Annotated in this window: 23 protein-coding genes; 13 read left to right on the top strand and 10 right to left on the bottom strand. The window is 39.2% G+C overall.

From position 1 onward, the window contains the following. Window positions 1-128 precede the first annotated feature (128 nt). The 5 genes from ABFY81_RS14635 (at window position 129) to ABFY81_RS14655 (ending at window position 6657) form a co-directional block, all read left to right on the top strand. A complete protein-coding gene (locus ABFY81_RS14635) occupies window positions 129-1361 on the top strand; it encodes a carbohydrate porin (RefSeq protein WP_077168775.1) in 1233 nt (410 codons plus the stop codon). Between the two features lie 174 nt (window positions 1362-1535). Beyond that, window positions 1536-3941 carry a glucose/quinate/shikimate family membrane-bound PQQ-dependent dehydrogenase gene (locus tag ABFY81_RS14640; RefSeq protein ID WP_347914051.1) on the top strand — a complete coding sequence of 802 codons (2406 nt, stop codon included), beginning with the start codon at window positions 1536-1538 and terminating at the stop codon, window positions 3939-3941. A gap of 166 nt (window positions 3942-4107) precedes the next feature. Then, the gene (locus tag ABFY81_RS14645) at window positions 4108-5751 is read left to right on the top strand and encodes a nitrite/sulfite reductase (protein ID WP_004789205.1); all 1644 of its coding nucleotides are present in this window, start codon (window positions 4108-4110) and stop codon (window positions 5749-5751) included. Next, window positions 5744-6229: a DUF934 domain-containing protein gene (locus tag ABFY81_RS14650; RefSeq protein ID WP_240288019.1), complete on the top strand. Its 486-nt coding sequence runs from the start codon at window positions 5744-5746 to the stop codon at window positions 6227-6229. Before ABFY81_RS14645 ends, ABFY81_RS14650 begins: the two co-directional genes overlap by 8 nt. 74 nt (window positions 6230-6303) lie before the next feature. Next, a complete protein-coding gene (locus tag ABFY81_RS14655; protein WP_347914052.1) occupies window positions 6304-6657 on the top strand; it encodes an SMR family transporter in 354 nt (117 codons plus the stop codon). Window positions 6658-6708: 51 nt separating this feature from the next. On the opposite strand, the gene ABFY81_RS14660 is transcribed toward ABFY81_RS14655, so the two are convergent. The 3 genes from ABFY81_RS14660 to ABFY81_RS14670 form a co-directional block, all read right to left on the bottom strand. Beyond that, on the bottom strand, window positions 6709-7152 hold the full coding sequence (locus ABFY81_RS14660; RefSeq protein ID WP_240288015.1) for a VOC family protein: 444 nt from the start codon (window positions 7150-7152) through the stop codon (window positions 6709-6711). Between the two features lie 129 nt (window positions 7153-7281). Continuing rightward, the gene (locus tag ABFY81_RS14665) at window positions 7282-8457 is read right to left on the bottom strand and encodes an acetyl-CoA C-acyltransferase (protein WP_347914053.1); all 1176 of its coding nucleotides are present in this window, start codon (window positions 8455-8457) and stop codon (window positions 7282-7284) included. Window positions 8458-8565: 108 nt separating this feature from the next. Then, complete coding sequence (locus ABFY81_RS14670) at window positions 8566-9081, bottom strand: GspH/FimT family pseudopilin (protein WP_347914054.1); 516 nt, start codon at window positions 9079-9081, stop codon at window positions 8566-8568. A 379-nt stretch (window positions 9082-9460) separates the two neighbouring features. Here ABFY81_RS14670 and omp38 point away from each other — a divergent pair, with 379 nt between their 5' ends. Continuing rightward, window positions 9461-10513 (top strand): outer membrane protein Omp38, encoded by a 1053-nt coding sequence (gene omp38, locus ABFY81_RS14675; RefSeq protein ID WP_019457530.1) that lies wholly within the window; start codon window positions 9461-9463, stop codon window positions 10511-10513. Between the two features lie 128 nt (window positions 10514-10641). Here omp38 and ABFY81_RS14680 read toward each other — a convergent pair whose 3' ends face one another. From ABFY81_RS14680 to ABFY81_RS14700, 5 genes are all read right to left on the bottom strand, one after another. Further along, window positions 10642-10800, bottom strand: coding sequence for a hypothetical protein (locus ABFY81_RS14680; RefSeq protein WP_004705737.1), 159 nt, complete (start codon window positions 10798-10800; stop codon window positions 10642-10644). Window positions 10801-10803: 3 nt separating this feature from the next. Further along, the gene (locus ABFY81_RS14685; RefSeq protein ID WP_347914055.1) at window positions 10804-12009 is read right to left on the bottom strand and encodes an RtcB family protein; all 1206 of its coding nucleotides are present in this window, start codon (window positions 12007-12009) and stop codon (window positions 10804-10806) included. A 275-nt stretch (window positions 12010-12284) separates the two neighbouring features. Further along, on the bottom strand, window positions 12285-13745 hold the full coding sequence (locus ABFY81_RS14690) for an amino acid permease (RefSeq protein WP_004705739.1): 1461 nt from the start codon (window positions 13743-13745) through the stop codon (window positions 12285-12287). Between the two features lie 21 nt (window positions 13746-13766). Beyond that, on the bottom strand, window positions 13767-14780 hold the full coding sequence (locus ABFY81_RS14695; protein ID WP_347914056.1) for a class I SAM-dependent methyltransferase: 1014 nt from the start codon (window positions 14778-14780) through the stop codon (window positions 13767-13769). 65 nt (window positions 14781-14845) lie between these two features. Further along, window positions 14846-16204 carry a uracil-xanthine permease family protein gene (locus ABFY81_RS14700; protein ID WP_077168723.1) on the bottom strand — a complete coding sequence of 453 codons (1359 nt, stop codon included), beginning with the start codon at window positions 16202-16204 and terminating at the stop codon, window positions 14846-14848. Between the two features lie 177 nt (window positions 16205-16381). On the opposite strand from ABFY81_RS14700, the gene typA reads away from it, so the two are divergent. The 3 genes from typA (at window position 16382) to ABFY81_RS14715 (ending at window position 19405) form a co-directional block, all read left to right on the top strand. Further along, window positions 16382-18217 carry a translational GTPase TypA gene (typA, locus tag ABFY81_RS14705; RefSeq protein ID WP_004705742.1) on the top strand — a complete coding sequence of 612 codons (1836 nt, stop codon included), beginning with the start codon at window positions 16382-16384 and terminating at the stop codon, window positions 18215-18217. Window positions 18218-18474: 257 nt separating this feature from the next. Further along, complete coding sequence (mscL, locus tag ABFY81_RS14710) at window positions 18475-18906, top strand: large conductance mechanosensitive channel protein MscL (protein ID WP_004705743.1); 432 nt, start codon at window positions 18475-18477, stop codon at window positions 18904-18906. A 145-nt stretch (window positions 18907-19051) separates the two neighbouring features. Continuing rightward, entirely contained in the window at window positions 19052-19405 is a 354-nt protein-coding gene (locus ABFY81_RS14715) for a gamma-glutamylcyclotransferase family protein (protein WP_068936797.1), read from the top strand. A gap of 10 nt (window positions 19406-19415) precedes the next feature. Here ABFY81_RS14715 and ABFY81_RS14720 read toward each other — a convergent pair whose 3' ends face one another. Further along, complete coding sequence (locus ABFY81_RS14720; RefSeq protein WP_077165601.1) at window positions 19416-19706, bottom strand: peptidylprolyl isomerase; 291 nt, start codon at window positions 19704-19706, stop codon at window positions 19416-19418. 19 nt (window positions 19707-19725) lie between these two features. Next, entirely contained in the window at window positions 19726-20550 is an 825-nt protein-coding gene (gene mutM / locus ABFY81_RS14725) for a bifunctional DNA-formamidopyrimidine glycosylase/DNA-(apurinic or apyrimidinic site) lyase (protein WP_191010429.1), read from the bottom strand. A gap of 75 nt (window positions 20551-20625) precedes the next feature. Between mutM and ABFY81_RS14730 the strand changes: the two genes are divergently transcribed. The 4 genes from ABFY81_RS14730 to ABFY81_RS14745 all read left to right on the top strand — a co-directional run bounded on the left by ABFY81_RS14730 (window position 20626) and on the right by ABFY81_RS14745 (window position 25562). Then, window positions 20626-21192 carry a DNA-3-methyladenine glycosylase gene (locus tag ABFY81_RS14730; protein ID WP_004705748.1) on the top strand — a complete coding sequence of 189 codons (567 nt, stop codon included), beginning with the start codon at window positions 20626-20628 and terminating at the stop codon, window positions 21190-21192. Between the two features lie 132 nt (window positions 21193-21324). After that, window positions 21325-23457 (top strand): TonB-dependent receptor, encoded by a 2133-nt coding sequence (locus ABFY81_RS14735; RefSeq protein WP_191010428.1) that lies wholly within the window; start codon window positions 21325-21327, stop codon window positions 23455-23457. 9 nt (window positions 23458-23466) lie between these two features. After that, window positions 23467-24576, top strand: a complete 1110-nt coding sequence (locus ABFY81_RS14740; RefSeq protein ID WP_347914057.1) for an NADH:flavin oxidoreductase/NADH oxidase — start codon at window positions 23467-23469, stop codon at window positions 24574-24576. Between the two features lie 62 nt (window positions 24577-24638). After that, window positions 24639-25562 carry an AEC family transporter gene (locus tag ABFY81_RS14745; protein ID WP_191010426.1) on the top strand — a complete coding sequence of 308 codons (924 nt, stop codon included), beginning with the start codon at window positions 24639-24641 and terminating at the stop codon, window positions 25560-25562. Window positions 25563-25584 lie beyond the last annotated feature (22 nt).

Here is a 25584-nt window from a genome sequence, read left to right on the forward strand (position 1 = left end):
TGTATTAAGATTATTATCTGATTAATCAATTGATTAACATTTTGAATAATTTCTTTACATAAAATTAGCGTAACCTTTATAAACAAAGACATAAAAGGTACGTAAACATGAAAACGCATAAATCTTTGATGGTTTCCTGTTTATCCGTTTTATCAATTACTCTTTTTGTTCAGCATGCACAAGCTGCTGCTGCATTTGACCCAAATGGTTCTTGGATGTTGGGTGATTGGAACGGGCAACGCACAGCGTTACAAGCACAAGGTTATGATTTTTCTTTTGGATATACCGGTGAATATGCCGGTATTTTAGATTCAAAGAATACTTCTTCGCATGGCAGTGCTTATACAGGGCAACTCGCTTTAGGTTCGCATTTGGACCTAGGTAAAATTTTAGGGTGGCAAGATACAGAAGCTCAAATCACGTTAACTTATCGTGATGGGCAATCACTTTCTGAACATTCTCCTGCTTTAGCTGGACACATTAGTTCTGCACAAGAAGTGTGGGGGCGTGAGCAAACTTGGCGTTTAACTGATTTATGGATTAAGAAAAAATTCCTTGATCAAAAGTTAGATGTGAAAGTTGGTCGTTTTGGTGAAGGCGAAGACTTTAATAGTTTTGACTGTGACTTCCAGAACTTGGCACTTTGTGGTTCACAAGTGGGTAACTGGGTTGGCGACCAATGGTATAACTGGCCAGTGAGCCAATGGGCAATGCGTGTTAAATATAACGTGCAACCTGATCTATATACGCAAGTCGGTGTATATGAATATAACCCAGAGAACTTGGAACGAGGCAAAGGCTTTAACCTGAGCACAGATGGTTCTCATGGTGCAATTATTCCAGCAGAGGTCGTTTGGTCACCTAAATTAGGTGTGCAAAGCATGCCTGGTGAATACCGTTTAGGTTATTACTACAGCACTGCTGATGCAGAGGAAATTACCAATCCAACCAAAACATCGCATAAACAAGGTGTTTGGGTAACTGCAAAACAAAAACTATTCCAACCAGCTGACCAAACTGATCGTGGTTTAACAGGTTTTGTGAATCTGACTTTCCATGACTCAGATACCAATAAAGTCGACAACATGCAAAATGTAGGTCTGGTCTACAAAGGTTTACTCAATCAACGTCCTCAAGATGAATTAGCACTTGGTGTTGCTCGTATTCATATCAATGATGACTGGAGCGATATTCAAGCCAAAGAATATGACACTGAATACAATACCGAGCTTTATTACGGTATTCATGCCACTAACTGGCTAACTATTCGTCCAAATGTGCAATATGTTCGTCATGTTGGTGCATTAAAAAATGGTGATAACACTTGGGTAGGCGGTATTAAATTCTCAACCGTATTCTAAGTAATTATTCCGAAAAACGGATTGTCGAGGGCTAAATCATTAATTGAAGTATCCAGACCTTCCGTTTTTTTCTTTATGCCTGAATTTTGTTTTAGATGTATTGGTGATGCCATTTCTCTATAAGGTTTTTGGCACATCTTTCCGATAAAAATGATGATTGATAAGAGGTGGTTTATGAATCAACCTTCTTCAAGATCAGGTTTAACGACTTTTACCGTAATCATTATTGGGTTATTGGCGTTATTCCTGCTAATTGGAGGTATTTGGCTCGCTACACTAGGCGGTTCAATTTACTACATTGTAGCTGGAGTCTTGCTTCTCATTGTTACATGGCAACTCTACAAGCGCGCTTCAACTGCTTTGTGGGTGTATGCCGCATTAATGCTAGGTACCATTATCTGGAGTGTATGGGAAGTTGGAACAGACTTTTGGGCACTTGCACCACGTTTAGATATTTTAGGTATTCTTGGTTTATGGTTATTGGTTCCGGCTGTGACTCGTGGAATCAACAACCTTGGATCAAGTAAAGTTGCCTTATCTTCAACTTTAGCGATTGCAATCGTATTGATGGTTTATTCTATCTTTAACGATCCGCAAGAAATTAATGGTGAGATTAAAACACCACAACCAGAAACTGCTCAAGCCATTCCAGGTGTAGCAGAGAGTGACTGGCCAGCTTATGGTCGTACTCAGGCGGGTGAACGTTATTCTCCACTTAAACAGATTAATGACCAAAACGTCAAAGATTTGAAAGTGGCTTGGACACTACGTACTGGCGATTTCAAGACAGATAATGATTCGGGTGAAACAACCAATCAGGTTACGCCAATTAAAATTGGCAATAACATGTTTATCTGTACAGCTCACCAACAGTTAATTGCGATTGATCCGGCTACTGGTAAAGAAAAATGGCGTTTTGATCCGAAGCTTAAAACGGATAAATCGTTCCAGCATTTAACTTGCCGTGGTGTAATGTACTACGATGCAAACAACACAACTGAGTTCGCGACAAGCTTGCAAACTAAGAAGTCGACTTCAACTCAATGTCCTCGTAAAGTCTTTGTTCCAGTCAATGATGGACGTTTAGTTGCTGTAAATGCTGACACAGGTAAAGCATGTACTGACTTTGGTGAAAATGGTGAAGTGAATTTACAAAAATTCATGCCATATGCTTATCCAGGTGGTTATAACCCAACATCTCCTGGTGTTGTGACAGGTTCAACTGTCGTAATTGCAGGTTCAGTAACAGACAACTATTCAAGTAAAGAGCCATCTGGTGTAATTCGTGGCTACGATGTTAACACTGGTAAGCTTCTTTGGGCATTCGACACGGGTGCAGCAGATCCAAATGCAATGCCAGGCGAAGGTACGACCTTTGTTCATAACTCGCCAAATGCTTGGGCACCTTTAGCATATGATGCTAAACTTGATATTGTTTATGTTCCAACAGGTGTAGGTACTCCAGATATCTGGGGTGGTGACCGTACTGAGTTGAAAGAACGTTATGCGAACTCAATGTTAGCGATTAATGCTTCAACTGGTAAATTGATATGGAACTTCCAGACAACCCATCACGATTTATGGGATATGGACGTACCATCTCAACCATCTTTGGCAGATATTAAAGACAAAACAGGTAAAACTGTTCCAGCAATCTATGTATTGACTAAAACAGGTAATGCCTTTGTTCTTGACCGTCGTAATGGTCAGCCAATTGTTCCTGTAACTGAAAAACCAGTTCCACAAACAGTGAAACGCGGACCACAAACCAAAGGCGAGCATTATTCAAAAACTCAGCCATTCTCTGACTTGAACTTGGCGCCACAAGACAAATTGACTGATAAAGACATGTGGGGTGCCACAATGCTTGATCAGCTCATGTGTCGTGTATCTTTCAAACGTCTAAATTACGATGGTATTTATACACCACCATCTGAAAACGGTACTTTAGTTTTCCCTGGTAACTTAGGTGTGTTTGAATGGGGCGGCATGTCGGTTAACCCTGACCGTCAAGTTGCTGTAATGAACCCGATTGGTCTGCCATTCGTAAGCCGTTTAATTCCTGCTGATCCAAACCGTGCAGAAACTGCAAAAGGTGCGGGAACTGAGCAGGGTGTACAACCAATGTATGGTGTACCTTATGGTGTCGAAATCAGCGCATTCTTATCTCCGCTTGGTTTACCTTGTAAACAACCAGCTTGGGGTTATGTTGCTGGCGTAGATTTGAAAACGCATCAGGTTGTATGGAAAAAACGTATTGGTACTATCCGTGATAGCTTGCCAAAACTGTTCCAATTACCAGCTGTGAAAATTGGTGTTCCTGGTTTAGGTGGTTCAATTTCTACCGCAGGTAATGTCATGTTTGTTGGTGCAACTCAAGATAACTACATCCGTGCCTTTAACGTTACGAATGGTAAGAAACTTTGGGAAGCGCGTTTACCAGCAGGTGGACAAGCAACACCAATGACTTATGAAATCAACGGTAAGCAATATGTTGTGATCATGGCCGGTGGTCATGGTTCATTTGGTACAAAAATGGGCGACTATTTAGTGGCTTATGCATTGCCAGATAACAAATAAACCTTTGCTATAAAAAAAGCCCAGATTGATCTGGGCTTTTTTTATATTGATTTATATTAAAGCTTATCAATAAAACCGTTATTAAATATGCAAAAAAAGCATTTTATTGATGAATAAAAGCTCGCTATGCTATCCGCCTTAATAATGAATCTACTAGCCATACGCCATGTATTTATATACCGATTTCGACCAGCAGCTGGTTAATGAACGAGTTGCTCAGTTCCGTGATCAGACTGAACGCTATTTAGCTGGCAAACTTTCTGAAGATGAATATCGTCCATTACGTTTGCAAAATGGTTTATATGTGCAACGTTATGCGCCTATGCTGCGTATTGCTGTGCCGTATGGCTTAATGAATTCTAAACAATTACGTAAAGTAGCTGAAGTTTCAACTGCTTATGACCGTGGCTATGCGCATGTATCTACGCGTCAAAACATTCAGTTAAACTGGCCTGCACTTGAAGACGTGCCAGATATTTTGGCTGAACTTGCAACTGTACAAATGCATGCCATTCAAACGAGTGGTAACTGTATTCGTAACACAACAACTGACCAATATGCTGGTGTGGTTGCTGGTGAAATTGCAGACCCACGTCCAACATGTGAGTTGATTCGTCAGTGGAGTACATTCCACCCTGAATTTGCATTCTTGCCACGTAAGTTCAAAATTGCTGTTTCTGCACTTGAAGAAAAAGACCGTGCAGCAACGGCATTTCACGATATTGGTGTTTACATCGTGCGTAATGAAGCGGGCGAGATCGGCTATAAAATTATGGCTGGTGGTGGTTTAGGCCGTACTCCAATCATTGGTAGCGTTATTCGTGAGTTTTTACCACGTGAAGATTTAATTGCTTACTTAGAAGCGGTTCTACGTGTTTATAACTTGCATGGCCGTCGTGATAACAAATATAAAGCGCGTATCAAGATTTTAGTTAAAGCATTAACTCCTGAAGTGTTTGCACAGAAAGTTGAAGCTGAGTTTGAACATACACGTGAAGCATTGAAAATTCAGCCAGAAATCTTGAAAAAATTAGATGAAGAGTTCACTCCGTTTGATTATCAAGATTTAGCAGATGAAGACTTCACGGCTTTATTTGCTGAGCATCCAAAATTCAAGCAATGGTTCAATATCAACACGCATGCGCATAAAGTGAAAGGCTATCGTATTGTTACGATTTCTCTAAAACGTGCAGGTATCGCACCGGGCGATATGACCACTGAAGAAATGAACTTTATTGCAGATCTTGCTGATAAATATACATTCGGTGAACTTCGTACCACTCACGAACAAAACATTGCTTTGGCAGATGTGCCTCAAAAAGATTTGTTTGATGTATGGCAAGCGCTTGAACAACAAAATATGGCACGTGCACATATTGGCTTTATTACCGATATCATTAGTTGTCCGGGCGGTGATTTCTGTTCACTTGCAAATGCGAAATCAATTCCTATTGCTGAAGCGATTACACGCCGTTTTGATGACTTAGACAAAGTTTATGATCTTGGTCATTTAGATCTAAATATTTCTGGTTGTATGAATGCTTGTGGTCACCACCACGTTGGTAACATCGGTATTTTAGGTGTAGATAAAAAAGGCGCTGAGTTCTACCAAATTACATTAGGTGGTAATTCAGACCATGATGCATCAATCGGTGACATCTTAGGTCCATCATTTGCAGCTGATGCTGTGCCAGACGTTATTGAAGAAGTATTAAATACTTATCTTGATTTGCGTACAGAAGGTGAGCGTTTTGTAGATACATATCGCCGTGTAGGAATTCAACCATTTAAGGAGCGTGCATATGCTTAATACAGCTCTACCTGTGCTTTATAAAGACGGCACGATTGCAGACAATACTTATCAAATCATTGCTGAAGATGGTGTGGTTCCCCAAGGTGATGTTGTGGTAACAACAGCTCAACTAGACCAGTTAGCTAACGTTCAAGGCAAAAAAGCTTTGTATGTAACTGTAAATGATTCACCTGAAGATCATACATTTCCATTAAATGAACTTGATGCAATCTTCATTGAGTTTGCAGGCTTTGGTGATGGTCGTGGTTATTCATTCGCTGCACTATTACGCCGTCAAGGTTTCCAAGGTGAACTACGTGCAACAGGTGATGTGTTTAAGGATGTTCTAAACTACTTAAAACGTTCTGGTTTTGACAGTTTTGTCGTGAAAGAAGGCAAAGACGTACAAGAAGCTGCGGCAGGTTTGCAAGATTTTACCAACCCGTATCAAGCTTCAACAGCTGTACCGCAAGCAAGTTATCAAACTGGTGCTTAAATCGTTTTAAATATAAAGGCTGAACTCAGGTTCAGCTTTTTTTATAAATACCTTTTAATAAATGAAGAATAAGAATGTTAGGCTTAATTTCAAAAATAAATCCCGGTGCTTGGTGGTTAATATTTGCTATTGCGACAGATGTGCTCTCAACATTTTATTCTGCTAAAGGCAATGGATTAGTTAATAAAACTGCTCAGGCGATTGCGCTGATTTTATATATTGTGTCTTTTGCATGTGCTGCTATTGCTTTGAAATATATGCAGGCGGGAATTTTATATGTATTGTGGTCCGGAGTGGGCGTGTTGGCGACTGCCTTTCTAGCAAAGATTTTTCTTGGGCAGAATATTGATGTGGCTGGATGGGTAGGGATAGGTTTTATTACAGTTGGTTTAATGATTATTGCGAAATATTCTAATATTAATGTTTAAAACCCTTATAGAAATAATAAGTATCTCTATAAGGGGCAGATATTAAAAATATTATGTATCAAGCTGGCAGTTAACCATCCACTTTATGCCAAATTGATCGGTAAATGCACCGTACAATGCGCCCCAGAACGTTTTTTCTAGCGGCATTTCGATTTGACCATTTACAGATAGAGCATCAAACAGCTGTTTCGCTTTTTCTTGCTCATCTTTTTCAAGGTTGATTGCGATGTAATGATTATTACCTTTAGTAAATACACTATTTGGCGTACAGAACTGATCGATAGTGTCTGATGCCATGAGTACTGTGTATTCATTAATCGGTAAAGAAACATGCAGCACTAAATTTTTTTCGGCTTCCGATAAGGTTACACCCTCGTTAGGTGGCATATCGCTATAACGGCTCAGCATAGCAAATTCACCACCAAAGACCGATTTATAAAAATTAAAGGCTTGCTCTGCCTGACCTTGGAAATTGAGATAGTGATTGAGTTGCATTGTTATTGTCCATTGTTGTTTTCGTTTAAAGGAATAAGTTAAAACTTAAAAGTGATTTTGTGGGTCTTTTTTTGTAAATTTTCCATAAAAAATCCCACCGAAGTGGGATTCCTAAATAGGGAAATTGAATTAAATAAGTTCAATGGCAACAGCTGTTGCTTCTCCGCCACCAATACAAAGTGCAGCAATACCTTTTTTACCACCAGTACGTTTGAGTGCATGAATAAGTGTAAGAATAATACGTGAACCTGTAGAACCTACTGGATGGCCAAGTGCACATGCACCACCGTGAATATTAACTTTCTCTGCATCAAGTTTGAAATCATCAATTGGGCACATGGTAACCATAGCAAATGCTTCATTAATTTCCCAAAGGTCAACGTCCTGAGCATTCCATCCAGCTTTTTTTAGTACTTTTTCAATAGCGCCAACAGGAGCGATGGTAAATTCTGAAGGGTGCTGAGAGTTTGAAGCTGTCGCGACAATTTTAGCAAGTGGTTGTAAGCCACGTTGCGCTGCAACTTCACTTGATGTTAACACCAGTGCAGAAGCACCGTCAGAAATAGAACTCGCATTTGCTGCGGTGATTGTTCCATCTTTTGCAAAGGCTGGTTTAAGCGAAGGAATCTTATCAATTTTTGCGTTTAAAGGTTGTTCATCTTGGTCAACAATGACATCACCTTTACGTGTAGACACGGTAACTGGAACGATTTCATCTTTGAAATAGCCTTCGGTAATTGCAGTTTGAGCACGTTTTAAAGAGCGAATTGCAAAGTCATCCATTTGCTCACGTGTATAGCCACGAGTATTTGCCATATCTTGAGCAAAAGAACCCATTAAACGACCTGTTTCAGCATCTTCAAGTCCATCAAGAAACATGTGATCCTTAATTTCGCCATGACCCATACGGTAGCCAGCTCGTGCTTTTGGTAAAATATAAGGGGCATTTGTCATCGACTCCATACCACCTGCAACCACAATTTCAGCACTTCCTGCTTTGATCATATCGGCTGCTTGCATTACGGCTTTCATGCCTGAACCACAAAGTTTATTAATCGTCACTGCACCTGTAGAGTCTGGTAAACCAGCTTTACGCATCGCTTGACGAGCAGGGCCTTGTTTTAAACCAGCAGGAAGAACACATCCCATAATGACTTCTTCAACATCAGTAGGCTGCAAACCTGCTCGTGCGATTGCTTCTTTAATTGTTACTGCACCTAGTTCGGGAGCAGTTAGACCAGACAGTGATCCTTGAAAACCACCCATAGCAGTACGAGCACCATTAACAATTACGATGTCAGTCATTGTTGTAATCTCCGATTGTTCTTTATCTCAAATTAAGAAAACATTAAAACTTAAGCAGTATATTGCAAAATGGGGATGCTATTGGGTTCTGCATTAGACTGTAGAGTTCTAACAATTTTGAGATTCTTCTAAGCGGACGTGCCCCATTTTACTGAGAATTAACTTAAAATTTTTAAGCTGATCATAAGAACAATAAATAAAGCTGCCATTAGACTCGATTGGAAGTCCGGAATTGCCCTGAAAAACAATACTATTTTGTTTTTTTCCAAAACGTTGTAATTTCATAGAACCATAATGATGGTTAAGATCTACGGAAGTTAATAACTCTTCATTTAAGTCATGTTGTAGATTACGATTATTGTCTACAAAGCTAATGAGTTGACTATTCCAGTTCGTATTACAAATGAATTGATCGGAACTGGGACACAGAACAATGTTTGTATGCCTAACAATCGCGTCATATTTGGCTTTTTGTATATGAATTGTGAGTACACGCGGAGTATTTTTTAATTCTGCAGATGCCATAAATTGATGGTATAAAGGAATGGCTATAACTGACATAATTAGAATAATTACGAGGGTTATAGAGAGCTCAACTATAGTAAAACCGGGAGATTTAAACATTAAGAAACCTTAATATATGTATAAATAGAGCAATTTTATGTTTTCTGACAATGATTTATATTATTTTTTATAATAAGGAAACACAAAATTAAATAAGGGTTATCAGTTGACTAGAATACTGGTAAAATCACCGCAAGCGAAACAAAGAAGTTATTCATTTTTGCTAGTTGAGTAAAAAATTACCGAATTACAACGGAAATTGTAAGTAATTTTGTCAATAATTTACTTGATTAAAATTATCAAGCACTTGGAAAGTTTATCAAGTGTTTGTATGATTCAAATGTGAATAGCTTAAAAATAATACTGGGGTAAAAATATCTCAGGGGCCAATAAATTTAGGCTGAGCTTGAACAACAATTGTTATCTCTGGAGGATATCCATGAAATTGAGTCGTATTGCACTTGCTACTATGCTTGTTGCTGCTCCATTAGCTGCTGCTAATGCTGGCGTAACAGTTACTCCATTATTGCTTGGTTACACTTTCCAAGACAGCCAACACAATAATGGCGGTAAAGATGGTAACCTAACTAACGGTCCTGAGTTACAAGACGATTTATTCGTTGGTGCAGCTCTTGGCGTTGAATTAACACCATGGTTAGGTTTCGAAGCTGAATATAACCAAGTTAAAGGTGATGTAAACGGCGCTTCTGCTGGTGCTGAATACAAACAAAAACAAATCAACGGTAACTTCTATGCTACTTCTGATTTAATCACTAAAAACTACGACAGCAAATTTAAGCCGTATGTATTATTGGGTGCTGGTCACTACAAATACGACTTTGATGGTGTAAATCGTGGTACACGTGGTAATTCTGAAGAAGGTACTTTAGGTAATGCTGGTATCGGTGCGTTCTATCGCATCAACGATGCTTTATCTCTTCGTACAGAAGCTCGTGGTACTTATAACTTTGATGAAGAATTCTGGAACTATACAGCTCTTGCTGGTTTAAACGTAGTTCTTGGTGGTCACTTGAAGCCTGCTGCTCCTGTAGTAGAAGTTGCTCCAGTTGAACCAACTCCAGTTGCTCCACAACCACAAGAGTTAACTGAAGACCTTAACATGGAACTTCGTGTGTTCTTTGATACTAACAAGTCAAACATCAAAGACCAATACAAGCCAGAAATCGCTAAAGTTGCTGAGAAGTTAACTGAATACCCTAACGCTACTGCACGTATCGAAGGTCACACAGATAACACTGGTCCACGTAAGTTGAACGAACGTTTATCTTTAGCTCGTGCTAACTCTGTTAAATCAGCTCTTGTAAACGAATACAATGTTGATGCTTCTCGTTTGTCTACTCAAGGTTTCGCTTGGGATCAACCGATTGCTGACAACAAAACTAAAGAAGGTCGTGCTATGAACCGTCGTGTATTCGCGACAATCACTGGTAGCCGTACTGTAGTAGTTCAACCTGGTCAACAAGCTCAATAATTTGAGTTTCTGAACAGTAAAAAAGCGACTCTAACGAGTCGCTTTTTTTATTGCGATTTTTCAAATATTTTTTCATTTCTATATCTCCTCAATAATATCTATTCAGTTAATTGTTTATAGATAGGTTTTTACCAAACACCTTTTTTTAATTGCTGTTTAGTATCTTGTCTATCTCGACGATGCTGTGCACGAGGTTTTTCTGTCTCATGCATACCACCTTTTTGAAGTAAAGGGGACAGAGCTACGTGGTTACGGACCTTAATTTTTGGCATTTCTTTAATTTTCATGTTTTAACCTTTAATACATAAAACTTGTTTAAGTGTATGGACCACTTCAATAAGATCTGATTGGTTCGCCATGACTTCATCAATATCCTTGTAAGCACTTGGGATCTCATCGACAACTCCACTATCTTTACGGCACTCAATACCTTTGGTTTGCTCAATTAAGTCTTGTTGATTAAAAAGAATTTTTGCCTTGCTACGGCTTATTTTACGCCCAGCGCCGTGAGAACATGAACAAAAAGACTCAGGATTAGCTTTTCCTCTAACAATATAAGAGCGTGCTCCCATAGAGCCAGGAATAATTCCTAACTCATCTAAACCTGCTCTAATCGCCCCTTTCCTGGTAACTAAAAGATTTTCACCAAAATGGGTTTCTCGACTTACATAATTATGATGACAATTAATTGCTTCTTTTGTCATTTGAAACGAGGGTAGAATAGGTCGGATTGCTTCTAAGACTAATCGCATCATTTCTTTACGATTTTCAAAAGCATATTCTTGGGCCCACTCCACAGCTTCTACATAATCATTAAAACTGTTTGAACCTTCAGCAAAATAACTTAAGTCTTTATCAGGTACATGCCCAAAGCGATGTTGTGCTTCTTTCTTGGCAAGTTCAATAAAATAAGTACCAATGACGTTACCAAGTCCTCGACTACCTGAATGTAGCATTACCCATACATCTTGATTTTCATCAATACATAACTCTATAAAGTGATTGCCACCTCCTAATGTGCCTAATTGTTTTTGCCAAGTCGCATCAAACTGCCGAAGCATTCGAATTAAACCAGGATGCTTTTTTACAATCGGTTGTAAACGCTTTTCGAGTGGAATAATACTCGATGCTTTAGCCTTGACCTGCTTATGTAAAGCAAATCCAACTGGTACTTTACGTTCAATTGCATCACGTAAACGACTCAAGTTATCAGGAAGCTGTGAAGCCTTTAGACTTAAACGAATTGCATTCATTCCACAGCCAATGTCTACACCGACTGCAGCTGGAATAATGGCATGTTTAGTCGGAATAACACTTCCTACAGTCGCACCTTTTCCTACGTGAACATCTGGCATAACAGCAATATGTGAATATATAAATTGCAGTTGTGCCATTTTCTTCAATTGTTCAATACTTTCACTGTCTATATCTTGAGTGAAAATTTTAACGGGGACACCGTAAAGTGCCTCTTCGTTTAATATTTTTTGTATGCCCATAATTTTTCTCTTATTTTTCTGTCCGAATAGGCATAAAAAAACCTAGCGAATGCTAGGTCTTAAATTCGAGCATTCGGACAAGTGAATTAAATTTGTACACTTGTCCGTGAGCTGACATCGTGCCAAATCGTTACTGTTTTTTACCTTGTAGTGTTGGCATGATGTCCTCCTTTTTAAAAGTGCCGTTGAAAATCTGAACGGCATTTTACCTGTTTTTAACTAAAGATCAAGCTTTGGATCTTCAGCTTACTTTAATTAACGACTTAAACTTACTGTTAATCTTGCTCTGGTTTTACATTCATTTTGTCGTAACTAATTAATTTAGTTTTATATTTCCATTTATATCCGAGCCAAATTACTAAGAATAAAGGCAAACTAATATAAGTAGAAAGTAAGCCGATCCAATCAATTTTTCCACCCAAAATAGCTTGATAATTTTGGCCTAAGATAATGATTGAACACAGAATGAATGCGAACCAAGGTGCAAATGGGAAAAACTTGGCACGATATGCTAAATCTTCAAGTTTATACCCTTGAGCGATATAACCTTTACGGAAGCGATAATGTGAAATTGCAATACCTAACCAGACAATAAAACCACACATCCCTGACATGTTAAGTAGCCAGTTAAAGACTTGTTTTTCACCAATAAAAGTCGTTAAGAAACAGAATGCAGCAATAAATGTCGTTGCATATAGCGCATTCATTGGAACACCACGATTATCGAGTTTTGCAAACCATTTTGGTGCACGGCCTTGTTGAGCCATGTCAAATAACATACGGGTAGAAGAATACATGCCCGAGTTACCTGCTGACAAAATAGCAGTCAAAATAACCGCGTTCATTAAGCTCGCAGCGAAAGCAAAGCCTACCTTTTCATAAAGCAAGGTAAAAGGAGAAAGGGCAACATTTTCTGTTGTTGCAGCTTGTAATAAATTTGGATCATCGTAGGCGATAAGTGTGCCGATAATGAAAATACACAAGATATAGAATAATAAAATTCGCCAGAAAATCTGTTTAATTGCAAGAGGAATAGTTTTCTTTGGATCTTTCGATTCACCCGCAGCAACACCCACCATTTCGGTTCCCTGAAATGAGAACCCTGCAATCATGGCGACCCCAATCATAGCTTGTAAACCACCCACAAAAGGCGCATCTTTGTAGGTCCAGTTGCCAAAAGTAGCTACGCCCGGTGTCAACATCAGCTTAATTATCATGGCAATACCGATGATAATGAAGGCAATAATTGCAATAACTTTAACCATTGAGAACCAGAATTCACTTTCACCGAAACCTTTTACACTCATTGCGTTAATCATGAAAATGATAACGAGGAAAAGGGCACTCCAGTAAAAACCGGGAATATCTGGAAACCAGAATTTCATAATAAACTGTACAGCAACAAGTTCAAATGCAACTGTAATTGCCCAGTTATACCAATAATTCCAGCCTAGAGCGAAACCAAAGCCATCTTCAACATAGCGACTGCCATAGGTAAAAAATGCACCAGATGTTGGGGTATGAGTCGCAAGCTCACCTAAACTGGTCATTAAGAAGTAAATCATAATACCAATAAGAGAGTAAGCGAGTAGAGCCCCACCAGGGCCTGCGTTTGCAATGGTTGATCCAGAAGCAAGGAAGAGACCTGTACCAATGGAACCACCAATGGCGATCATATTCAGATGACGAGCTCCAAGCTTTCGCTGGAGTTTTTCAGGAGCATGTGTTTCGCTCATGGAGATTCCTTACATAGTTTGTTATGCACAGGCATATAACACCTTAAAGCCTTGAAGATCAGTTTTAATCTCACACTGACCAAAGTGCTTCTCAATTAAGATCGGATAGTTTAAAAAACGGTTTGCTACAATCCATAGCTCACCCGATGCCTTTAAATGTTTTTTAGCGTTCTGGCAGAGTCCTTCACTTGCATCATAGTTGGTATGAATACCTTGATGAAAGGGAGGATTACTGACAATGGCATCAAGTTCTGTTGGGGCGTCTGCAATTCCTATAACAGGTTGCAATCTCAACTGGTCTGAACCTATTCCATTTCGACTAAAAGTCATTTCCGTTGACCGTAAAGCGAAAGCATCAATATCTAAGGCATGAATAATATTACTTGAATTTATTTTTGCCAAATAACAACTGATAATTCCTGCACCACACCCGAAGTCGGCAATTCTACCTGATTTCACCTGATTAAGATAAGGGAGTAAAACAGCAGTTCCCACATCTAGATGATTTTGACTGAAAACTCCCGGTAGAGCACAAATGGTAAGTTCATGTCCATTTGCTTGAACAGTATAGGTTTTTAACCAGCTTTCAAGAGGTTTGAGCTTTTCAGTTTTCTCAATTTTTAAATGCCATAACTGACAATGTCGAGCGCTATCAAGTTTAAGAATTTTTCCAAAGCTTTGTAGTTGTTTGGCAGCTCTTTCAACACCACCCTTTTTTTCACCTACTAAAAAAACTGATTGGTCAGTTTTTAGATGGCTCATCACCACATGCAATATATAGTTTAAAAGCTCTTTTGATTTTGGAACAAAAATTATAGCCTGATCAAATTCTTGTGATGGAAACTCAACCGAGAAATGTGCTGTCGTGCCTGCATTAACAAAGCCTTGATAATCCGCATAATTCCACGTCCAGACTGATGCATCAACCCCAGATGGTAATTGACTGACTAAGGCATCATTGGGTGTATTAATCAACAAGAGTCTACCTTTTAAATAGTCTTGCTGTCTTAATACCACTTCACTTCTAGGATCCATGTACATCTCTCATGAAGAAGAATGCCCAGTGGAAACTGGGCAGTAATCAAAAAATTAAAAAAGGGTTATTTGTGTGTTTCAGGAAGTACAACATTTAAAATTAATGCTGCAATACCGCCTGTTGCTACACCAGAACTAAAAATATTTTTAAATAACTCTGGCAAGTGCTCCAAAATTTGTGGAACTTGAGCAACACCTAAACCTAGTGCAAGTGAAATCGCGATAATTAAAAGGGCACGGCGGTCTAAATGAATAGATGAAAGAATGTTAATGCCTGAGGCAGCAACCGCACCAAACATTACCATAACCGCTCCGCCTAATACCGCCTGTGGTACGGCTTGTATTACACCCGCTACAGCAGGGAATAGACCTAATAGAATGAGTAAAGCAGCAATCCAGATCCCTACGTAACGACTCGCCACACCAGTGAGTTGAATAACACCATTATTTTGAGCAAAAACAGAACTAGGGAAAGTGTTAAATAATCCTGCAAGTAAAGAGTTTGCACCATTCACTAACACACCACCTTTGATGCGTTGCATCCACTGAGGCCCATCGACAGGTTGGTTTGAAAGTTTACTGGTTGCTGTGACATCACCAATTGCTTCTAATGAAGTCACCAGATAAATGAATGCCATTGGAATAAATAAGCCCCATGAGAAGCTTAAGCCAAAGTGCATTGGTGTTGGAATTTGAATAACAGGAGCGTCTTTTAGACCAGAAAAATCTAGGTAGCCCATGAAACCAGCAAGAATGTAGCCAATGACCAGAGCAATTAAAATAGCCGAGCTTTTAATCCACACTACACGAATACGGTTTAGGACAATAATGATGGCAAGAACTGTACAAGACATTATAAGGTTATCAGAACTTGCAAAAGTATGATCTTGCATAGCTTGGTAACCACCACCCATACTAATGAGGCCTTCTTTAATAAGTGTTAAGCCAATCAGCAGTACAACAATACCTGTCACAAGCGGAGTAATAAGTCTTTTTACCCATGGCAGGATTTGTGACACACCCATTTCAATAAATGAACCAGCAATCACCACACCAAAAATAGCAGCCATAACCTGATTTACTGGTGTACCTGCGGCAACCATTGCACTCCCAATACCAATAATTGGGCCAATAAAGTTAAAACTAGTACCCTGAACAATGAGTAGACCTGCACCGAAAGGACCAACTTTTTTGCATTGTAAGAAAGTTGCAATTCCTGAAATGACCAAAGACATGGATAAAATCATGTTGGTTTCGGTACGTGAAACACCCAAAGCTAAACAAATAAGAAGCCCAGGTGTAATAATTGGGACAATAATTGCAAGCAAATGTTGAAAAGCAGCTAGAAAAGCCACGAAGGGTTTTGGTCGGTCATCTAGTCCATAAACAAGGTCAAGATGGTCTGGTGATGGTTGATTGGACATGGGAGTAAATACGCCACAATTTCGCAAATTGGCGCTATTCTAATCGAGATACCTATCTTTACAAAACGAAATACAGGCTATTGGGAAATTTTTTGTCAATGTCAATAAACTGTCACTACTCAAGAGTAGTGTTTTTCTGTATAATTTGCCCTCAAATTTCAGGCGTTTCTAATTTTCATGTCAGATATCAAAAATCTCCGTAATATCGCAATTATTGCGCACGTCGACCACGGGAAAACCACACTTGTCGATAAACTACTTCAGCAATCAGGTGCTCTCGGTGACCGAGCAGGCGAGATTGAGCGTGTCATGGACTCGAATGCGCTTGAAAGTGAACGTGGTATTACCATTTTAGCGAAAAATACTTCTATTACTTGGTTGGATAAGCGTACTGATACAACTTACCGTATCAACATCGTGGACACCCCGGGACACGCCGACTTCGGTGGTGAAGTAGAACGTGTTATGTCGATGGTTGACTGCGTATTACTTCTTGTTGACTCTCAAGAAGGCCCAATGCCACAAACTCGTTTTGTAACGCAAAAAGCCTTTGCTCGTGGTTTGAAGCCAATCGTTATTATCAACAAAGTTGATAAACCAAGTGCACGTCCAGACTGGGTAATCGATCAAGTATTTGATTTGTTTGATAACCTTGGTGCAACTGATGAGCAATTAGATTTCCCAATCGTTTATGCATCAGGTTTACGTGGTGTAGCGGGTCCAGCTCCTGAAGAACTTGCAGAAGACATGACTCCGTTGTTCGAAACGATTGTAGACATCGTTGAACCACCAGCAGTTGACGTTGATGGTCCATTCCAAATGCAGATTTCATCACTTGACTATAACAGCTTCGTAGGCGTTATCGGTGTTGGTCGTATTCAACGTGGTTCAGTAAAATTAAACACTCCTGTTACTGTAATTGACAAAGATGGCAATACACGTAACGGTCGTATTTTAAAAATCATGGGTTACCACGGTTTAGAGCGTATTGATGTAGATTCAGCATCTGCTGGTGACATCGTATGTATTACTGGTATTGATGCACTTAACATTTCTGACACAATCTGTGATCCGAAAAATGTTGAAGCATTACCAGCTTTATCTGTAGATGAACCTACGGTATCTATGACTTTCCAAGTAAACAACTCTCCGTTTGCTGGTAAAGAAGGTAAATTCGTAACTTCACGTAATATCCGTGAACGTCTTGATCGCGAATTAATTCATAACGTGGCTTTACGTGTTGAAGATACTGACAGTCCAGACCGTTTCAAAGTATCTGGCCGTGGTGAACTTCACCTTTCAGTTTTAATTGAAAACATGCGTCGTGAAGGCTTTGAAATGGGCGTATCACGTCCACAAGTAATCATCAAAGAAATTGATGGTGAAAGACAAGAACCTTACGAAAACGTAACGTTTGACGTTGAAGAACAGCATCAAGGTGCTGTAATGGAACAAATGGGTCACCGTAAAGGCGAAATGACTAATATGGAAGTTGACGGTAAAGGCCGTATCCGTATTGAAGCGACTGTGCCTTCACGTGGTCTAATCGGTTTCCGTTCTGAATTCTTGACCATGACTTCTGGTACAGGGATCATGACTTCAAGCTTCTCGCATTATGGTCCTGTTAAACAAGGTACTGTTGCGAAGCGTCAAAACGGTGTGTTGATTTCTATGGTTCAAGGTACTTGCTTGGGCTATGCATTGTTCAGCTTACAAGACCGTGGTCGTTTATTTGCTAAGCCACAGTTAGAAGTTTACGAAGGTATGATCGTGGGTATTAACTCTCGTTCAGACGATATGGTTGTAAACCCAACTAAAGCGAAACAATTAACTAACGTTCGTGCATCTGGTACAGATGATGCTTTAACTTTAGTACCTGCAATTGAATATACGCTTGAACAAGCGCTTGAATTCATTGAAGATGACGAGTTAGTAGAAGTAACACCTAAATCAATCCGTATCCGTAAACGTTACTTGACTGAAAACGAACGTAAACGTAACCGTGATAAATAATTTTTCTTAATTGAAAAAGAAAAAACCGCTAAATTAATTTAGCGGTTTTTTTAATTGTTATATTTGAAATTAAATTAACCTTAAATTCATATTTTTCTTATAAACGAATATGTTGTTAAAGTGTGAGATAGTTTTCTTTTTTTTGATAAAAATATTAAATTATCAATATCATGGCGAGTACTATCTAATTCGATAAGATGCCAATGAAAAAGAAAAATATGACGTGTTTCGGCCCCCCGACATCTGGAGATGTTTAGATGAGTATTATTCAAGAATTTAAAGAATTTGCTATTAAAGGCAATATGATGGATTTAGCCATTGGTGTGATTATTGGTGGTGCTTTTGGCAAAATCGTGGACTCTTTGGTGAAAGATATTATCATGCCAATTATCAGTGTAATTACTGGTGGTGGCGTTGATTTTACACAAAAATTCATTGTGTTAGGTGCAAACCCTAATAATTTACAATCTTTGGATGCCTTACAAAAGGCAGGTGTCAATGTATTAACTTATGGTAACTTCCTGACCATTTTAATTAACTTCCTTATTTTGGCTTGGGTTGTATTCTTAATGGTGAAATTATTAAATAGACTTCGCCGTGATAAGAATGAGCCAGAAGCTCCAGCTGCAACGCCTGAAGACGTGCAATTACTGCGCGAAATTCGTGATGAGTTGAAAAAGAAAGCTTAAGCAGATTTAAAATAAAAAAACGGTACCTAGTGTACCGTTTTTTATTAATGAATCTTTTTAATTGTAAATATGGCTCTATAAATTGATAAAATTATATAGTTAGCAAGTAATTTGACTGAGCATATGGTTAAAGAGGAAAAAATTAATGAATCAGCTATTTGTATATGGCACTTTATGTCCGAATCAAGCTAATGCTCATATTTTAGAACAAATCGATGGTCACTGGATAAAAGCCAGTGTAAGAGGCGTGATTCATATTTTAGATTGGGGTCCAGACAAGGGTTTAAAAGCACTTGAGTTAGATTCGCAAGCCGATTGGATAGATGGTTATGTGTTTAGCACAGAAAAACTTGCTGAAAACTGGCAGATGCTGGATGATTTTGAAGGTTTTCAATACCAGCGTGTCATCGCAGATGTAAAACTAGAGTCGGGTGAATATATTAAAGCCTGGACATATCAAATGAATGCACAGGCTCAATCTACTGAAAACCATAATTAAATTAATGGAATCAGCGTAAGTTGCCCATTCGGAATTTAACTTCTAAAAGATGATAGCCAAACTGGCTTTTAATAGGACCTTGCAACACGCGTTCAGCAGCTGTAAAGACAACTTTGTCGATGACGGGTACTAATTGACCTTTTTTAACTTCGCCAAGTTCACCGCCACGTTTAGCTGAATTGCAGGTGGAATATTGCTTGGCAAGTTTGGCAAAGTCTGCACCACTTTGTAGCTTCTTTTTTAGCTGTTCAGCTAAGTCTTTATCTTTGACTAAAATATGTCGGACAATTGCTGTTTGCATTTTGTCTTCCTCCAAAAAATTAAGGCTTTCTCAGCTTTTTAAGTGGTTGGCACTGTGGGCAAAATACACTGGCACGCTGACCGAGTTTTAAGTTTTCTAATGTGGTTTCACAGTTAACACACATTTCTCCAGCACGACCATAAGCCAGAAGTGTTTGCTGGAAATAACCATTTTCACCCATGGCATTACTGTAATCACGTAAAGTCGAGCCACCTAAATCAATTGCCGATTTTAAAATGCGTTTAATCTCGACAACGAGTTTTTCAATTTGTTGCATAGTCAAATCGCCAGCAGGCTGAGCTGGATGAATGCCAACATTAAATAAGCTTTCAGTTGCATAAATATTGCCTACACCAACCACTACATGATTATCCATAAGTGCAATTTTTATGCCGACAGATTTATTCTTGAGCTTAGAAGCTAAATATTCTGCATGAAAATCAGTACTTAAAGGTTCTGGTCCCAAAGTATCTATGAGTTTGCCTTGAGTTTCAGGGTTAAGCCAAAGGATGCAACCGAAACGACGAGGGTCATGGTAACGTAATTGCTGATCTTCAAATTGAATAATCAGGTGGTCATGTTTTCTTAGTTCGTCATTTGGCTCGGTCAGACGAAAGCTTCCTGACATGCCTAAATGCCAAAGCATTTGATCTTGTTCAAACTCTGCCAAAATATATTTTGAACGTCGATTTAACCCAATGAGACGTTGCCCAGCAAGTTTTTGAATATCATCTGGCATAGGCCAGCGTAAGCTAGAGTTGCGGACTTCTACACTTTGAACTTTTTGATTCAATAAGGGAAATAAACTGGTTTTGGTGGTTTCGACTTCGGGTAACTCAGGCATGCCAACTCGCAGAATTAACAGATATACTGGATTAATCAAGTATAACGTGTGGTATGTAATATTTCAGAGAATACTATGTCAGATATTTTACCATTAAGCTGGTTTCAACGAGAAACTTCAGAAGTGGCTTATGATTTGATCGGCTGTGTATTATGTAAGCGACAGCCCGATGGTCAAATCATCCGTTGCACAATTAGTGAAACAGAAGCTTATTTGGGCGTTCGAGATAAAGCTTGCCATAGTTACAATGATAAACGAACAGCTCGAACTGAGGTAATGTATGGCCATGGTGGTAGTATTTACGTCTACCTAATTTATGGCATGTATGAAATGCTTAATATTATTACTCAAACAGAAGGTGTGCCTGAAGGAGTAATGATTCGGGCTGTATTTTTAAGTAATGCTTCAACCAAAAAAGAATATAAGCTTTTAGCTGGTCCGGGCAAACTGACGCGTTATTTGGGCATTGACCGTAGTTTAAAAGGTCAGACTTTAGGTGAAGAATCTGGACTATGGATTGAAGCAGCCACTAAACAACCAGAAGTTGTTTTAACACCACGTATTGGAATTGACTATGCTGAAGAGGCAAAAGACTGGCCTGAACGGTATTGCTGGAAAGATCATCCATCTTTGAGCCGATAATCCAAATTTAGAAATTAATTTTTAAATAACGATATAGTGTTCTAGATTTACAACAATGCAGATCGGATTCAATATCCAGACAAGACACCACTTTTTGTTATGATAACTACAATATAAATAAAGGAAATAAGCATGTCCTTATTACGCTTAGACCGACTTCATTACTGTATTTTGATGAGTATGGGCTGTATTTCTAGTCCAATTGTATGGGCAGAAGACCTAAATTCAGACGTTGCCAAATTGCCTACTTTACATGTGGAAGCAACGCGTACCGATACCACTTACTTACAAACACCTGCTTCAGTTTTTCGAATAGATGCACCTCAAGCTGATAGCTCTTCACAAGTGAATTTAACTGAAGTTGTGAAAGGTATACCGAGCTTACAGATTCGTAATCGTGAAAATTATGCGCAAGATTTGCAGCTATCTATGCGTGGTTTTGGTGCACGTTCTACTTTTGGTGTCCGAGGTATTCGTCTATATGTGGATGGTATTCCCGCAACAATGCCAGATGGGCAAGGTCAAACCTCTAATATTGATTTAAGTAGTCTAGACCATGTTGAAGCTCTAACGGGACCTTTTTCTTCACTTTATGGAAACTCATCAGGTGGGACAATTTTAACTTCTACTAAAGAAGGACAAGGCAAAGACTCAATTGAGCTGAGCTATTCGGGAGGTAGCCACAATAAAAGCCGAGCAGGGTTAGTACTACAAGGTGGTGCAAAGGGTGCGAATGAGCCAAGTTATATTATTAGTTCATCTTACTTCGATACGGATGGTTACCGAGAACATAGTGGTGCAGAAAAAATATTAAATAATGCCAAGCTCAGTTGGAATCTTGATGATGGTAGCAAAATCAACTGGGTGACTAACTATGTCAAAATCAATGCAGATGATCCACAGGGTTTAACACATGATCAATGGAATGCTAATCCAAAGCAACAAGTTCCGTTTTTAAAGCAATTTAATGTTCGTAAAGACATTGAGCAAACCCAAACAGGGGTGACATGGTCTAAGCCAATTAATGATAAAAATGAACTCTATGCCATGGCGTATTTAGGCAACCGTCAAGTTACTCAGTATCAATCTATACCTAAATCGACACAAGATGCCAGTATTAATCATGCTGGTGGCGTGATCGATTTTGAACGTAATTATTATGGTGCTGATTTCCGTTGGACAGGTAAAGAACTGCTGCCAAATACGACAGTAAGTTTAGGGGTTGCACTCGATGCGATGGATGAAGACCGTAAAGGTTATGAAAATTTTAATTTAGTAAATGGTCAGCCTTCTTACGGTGTTAAAGGTAAATTACGTCGTGATGAAGACAATACTTTGTGGAATATCGATCCATATTTACAAGCTTCATGGCAGTTCTTACCCACATGGCGTTTAGATACAGGTGTGCGCTACAGCAATGTGCATTACAAATCTAAAGATAACTATTTAAGTAATGGCGACGATAGTGGGAAGACCGATTACGATAAAGTTTTACCTTCTGCTGCTTTAAGCTGGCAAATTTTACCTGAGCTCATGGCATATGTAAGTTATGCCAAAGGGTTTGAAACACCGACCTTTACTGAAATGGCATATCAAACTGATACGACAAAGCCAGGTTTTAACTTTGATTTAAGACCATCAACGAGTGATACCTATGAGGCTGGCTTAAAGTCACAAAACCAATTAGGTGATTTTACGTTGGCGGTTTTTCAAACCAAAACGAAGAATGACATTGTTGCAGCGGGAAGCTCAAACGGACGTGCAACCTTCCGTAATGCAGATAAAACCTTACGTGAAGGAGTAGAGTTTGCATGGAATAAAAAGTTATGGCGAGACTTAACCGCGACTGCAAGCTATGCCTATTTAGATGCGACATTTGATGCTGATATTCCAGCTTTAGGAAATATTGCTCAAATTCCATCAGGAAATGCGATTCCGGGTATTGCTAAAAACCAAGCTTATGCCTCTTTGGCATGGCAGCCATCGCACGGTCTATATGGTGGTATAGAAGTACAGTATATGGACAAAGTATACGTGAATGATACCAACAGTGACGCAGCACCGAGCTACAGTGTAACTTCAGCAAATATTGGTTATGCATGGGATTTAGGTGATTGGAAAGTCAAAAGCTTTGCCCGTGTAGACAACTTGTTTGATAAAAACTATGCAGGTTCAGTGATTGTAAATGATGGTAATGATCGTTACTTTGAGCCTGCGGATGGGCGTAACTGGAGTGCAGGTTTACGTGTAATTAAACAATTCTAGGAATTTAAAATGGCAAAATTATTTGAAACGGTTAATTTTGATTCACTACAACTGGTCAATAGAATTGTAATTGCCCCAATGTGTCAGTATTCGGCAACCGATGAAGGCGAAATTACTTATTGGCATGAGCAGCAATGGGCAAATTACGCATTGTCAGGAGCTGGGCTATGTATTGTGGAAGCTACGGCTGTACAAGCGGAAGGTCGAATTAGTTACGCAGATCTTGGCCTTTGGAATGACCAGCAACGTGACCAGATCAAAACTTTATTGGGGAAAGTTAAAACACTTTCTCCTATGCCATTTGGAATTCAGTTAGCACATGCTGGTCGTAAAGCATCGACTGAAAAGCCGTGGTTGGGTAAAGGCCAACTTGCAAAAAATCAGCCACATGGCTGGCAAACGGTTGCCCCAAGTACAAGTACTTTTTCGGTTCATGATGCAGCACCACATGCGTTAAGCATTGATGAGATAAAGCAAGTTCAACAAGACTTTGCTGCTGCGGCAAAACGTGCAGTAGAAGCTGGCTTTGAGCTAATCGAAGTACATGCAGCGCATGGTTACTTGTTGCATCAGTTTTTATCGCCAATTGCCAATCAACGCACAGACGAATATGGTGGTTCTTTAGAAAACCGTATGCGTATGGCGCTTGAAGTACTTCAGGCAATTAAACTCGCGGTGCCTGAAGGCTATCCAGTAGGAGTACGTCTATCTGCAACTGACTGGATGGATGGCAATGAACAATGGGATATTGAATCTACAGTTGGGTTATCAAAAGCTTTAGAGCAACTGGGAGCCGCTTATATTCATGTGTCTAGCGGTGGTTTACATGAACATCAAAATATTACCATTGGAGCTGGCTACCAAGTTCCGTTTGCCAAACAGGTTAAGAAGCATGTGTCTATTCCTGTGATTGCAGTAGGACTGATTACCGAGCCAGAACATGCTGAAGAAATTTTAGAAACTCAGCAAGCTGATGCAATTGGCCTTGCTCGTGCTATGTTATATGACCCACGTTGGCCGTGGCATGCAGCAGCTACATTGGGAGCAAAAGTTAAAATTGCACCTCAGTATTTGCGTTGTCAACCACATGGATTAAAACAGCTTTTTGATTCTTTTTAGTTGATCAGCGGGCAAATTAAGATTTGCCCGTTTTTATTTTCAGATGAGTGAGGGAGCATTCTGTGGTTTTTCAGGTAATTTTACCAATTTTGATTTTATTGTTGATGGGGTACTGCAGTGTCCTCATTAAATTGGTAACACCTGAGCAGATTAGGGCCCTGAGTGCATTTGTTATTAAAATTGCTCTTCCTGCATTTTTAATTCAGTCTTTAGCCAATAAAAATTTACAAGAGATTTTGCACCCAGCTTATTTTATTGCTTATGGTGGCGGCTCTTTAATCTTGTTTTTTCTTGCTTTTATTATTTATCGAAAGCTTTTTAAAAACAGCCTAACCCATAGTGCAGTCATATCGATGGGTGCTTCTATGTCAAATACAGGATTTATGGGTACCGCTATTTTGACCATGCTCATGGGTAGTCATGCTGCAATCTATATATCTTTAACTTTAATTATTGAAAACTTATTAATCGTCGCTTTAATGCTCATTTTGGCTGAAGCGGGATTACATCAACAGCAACAGCTTTTTCCTTTGCTGAAAAAGACATTTATTAATTTACTTAAAAATCCTGTAATTATTGCAATTTTGGTTGGCATGAGCTGTATTTTACTCGGTATTCATCTGCCTTTAAAACTTGGGCAAGCTTTAGAACTGTTAGGAAAGACAGCCTCACCTTTAGCATTATTTGCTATTGGCGGCAGTTTGGTTGGTATAGGAATTACCGCCGTGAATTTACAAAGTATATTGTTAGCTGGGTTTAATGTCATTCTTATGCCAGCTGTGATTTTTGGATTGTTTCTTTTATTGCCAAATGTAAGTCGTGAAATGCTTTATGCAGGAACATTAATTGCAGCGCTGCCGATGCCAATTGCTTTTGGTATTTTTGGACAAGCATACGGTTTAAATGAAAAGGCGTTAACACCTTTAATGATAAGTACCATTATTGGTTTTATTGGAGTAAGTGGGCTTATCGCTTTGTGGTGGTAAAACAAAAGCCCCATACGGGGCT

The sequence above is a fragment of the Acinetobacter sp. WA-87 genome (genome assembly GCF_039938935.1).
Lineage (GTDB): Bacteria > Pseudomonadota > Gammaproteobacteria > Pseudomonadales > Moraxellaceae > Acinetobacter > Acinetobacter seifertii.

Coding starts and splice junctions, on each gene's coding strand:
- typA (WP_004705742.1), top strand. CDS start 16,382: ATGTCAGATATCAAAAATCTCCGTAATATCGCAATTATTGCGCACGTC.
- ABFY81_RS14680 (WP_004705737.1), bottom strand. CDS start 10,800: ATGAAAATTAAAGAAATGCCAAAAATTAAGGTCCGTAACCACGTAGCT.
- ABFY81_RS14700 (WP_077168723.1), bottom strand. CDS start 16,204: ATGTCCAATCAACCATCACCAGACCATCTTGACCTTGTTTATGGACTA.
- ABFY81_RS14735 (WP_191010428.1), top strand. CDS start 21,325: ATGTCCTTATTACGCTTAGACCGACTTCATTACTGTATTTTGATGAGT.
- ABFY81_RS14670 (WP_347914054.1), bottom strand. CDS start 9,081: ATGTTTAAATCTCCCGGTTTTACTATAGTTGAGCTCTCTATAACCCTC.
- ABFY81_RS14715 (WP_068936797.1), top strand. CDS start 19,052: ATGAATCAGCTATTTGTATATGGCACTTTATGTCCGAATCAAGCTAAT.
- ABFY81_RS14740 (WP_347914057.1), top strand. CDS start 23,467: ATGGCAAAATTATTTGAAACGGTTAATTTTGATTCACTACAACTGGTC.
- ABFY81_RS14720 (WP_077165601.1), bottom strand. CDS start 19,706: ATGCAAACAGCAATTGTCCGACATATTTTAGTCAAAGATAAAGACTTA.
- ABFY81_RS14645 (WP_004789205.1), top strand. CDS start 4,108: ATGTATTTATATACCGATTTCGACCAGCAGCTGGTTAATGAACGAGTT.
- ABFY81_RS14635 (WP_077168775.1), top strand. CDS start 129: ATGGTTTCCTGTTTATCCGTTTTATCAATTACTCTTTTTGTTCAGCAT.
- ABFY81_RS14730 (WP_004705748.1), top strand. CDS start 20,626: ATGTCAGATATTTTACCATTAAGCTGGTTTCAACGAGAAACTTCAGAA.
- omp38 (WP_019457530.1), top strand. CDS start 9,461: ATGAAATTGAGTCGTATTGCACTTGCTACTATGCTTGTTGCTGCTCCA.
- ABFY81_RS14665 (WP_347914053.1), bottom strand. CDS start 8,457: ATGACTGACATCGTAATTGTTAATGGTGCTCGTACTGCTATGGGTGGT.
- mscL (WP_004705743.1), top strand. CDS start 18,475: ATGAGTATTATTCAAGAATTTAAAGAATTTGCTATTAAAGGCAATATG.
- ABFY81_RS14685 (WP_347914055.1), bottom strand. CDS start 12,009: ATGGGCATACAAAAAATATTAAACGAAGAGGCACTTTACGGTGTCCCC.
- ABFY81_RS14650 (WP_240288019.1), top strand. CDS start 5,744: ATGCTTAATACAGCTCTACCTGTGCTTTATAAAGACGGCACGATTGCA.
- ABFY81_RS14655 (WP_347914052.1), top strand. CDS start 6,304: ATGTTAGGCTTAATTTCAAAAATAAATCCCGGTGCTTGGTGGTTAATA.
- ABFY81_RS14640 (WP_347914051.1), top strand. CDS start 1,536: ATGAATCAACCTTCTTCAAGATCAGGTTTAACGACTTTTACCGTAATC.
- ABFY81_RS14695 (WP_347914056.1), bottom strand. CDS start 14,780: ATGGATCCTAGAAGTGAAGTGGTATTAAGACAGCAAGACTATTTAAAA.
- ABFY81_RS14690 (WP_004705739.1), bottom strand. CDS start 13,745: ATGAGCGAAACACATGCTCCTGAAAAACTCCAGCGAAAGCTTGGAGCT.
- ABFY81_RS14660 (WP_240288015.1), bottom strand. CDS start 7,152: ATGCAACTCAATCACTATCTCAATTTCCAAGGTCAGGCAGAGCAAGCC.
- mutM (WP_191010429.1), bottom strand. CDS start 20,550: ATGCCTGAGTTACCCGAAGTCGAAACCACCAAAACCAGTTTATTTCCC.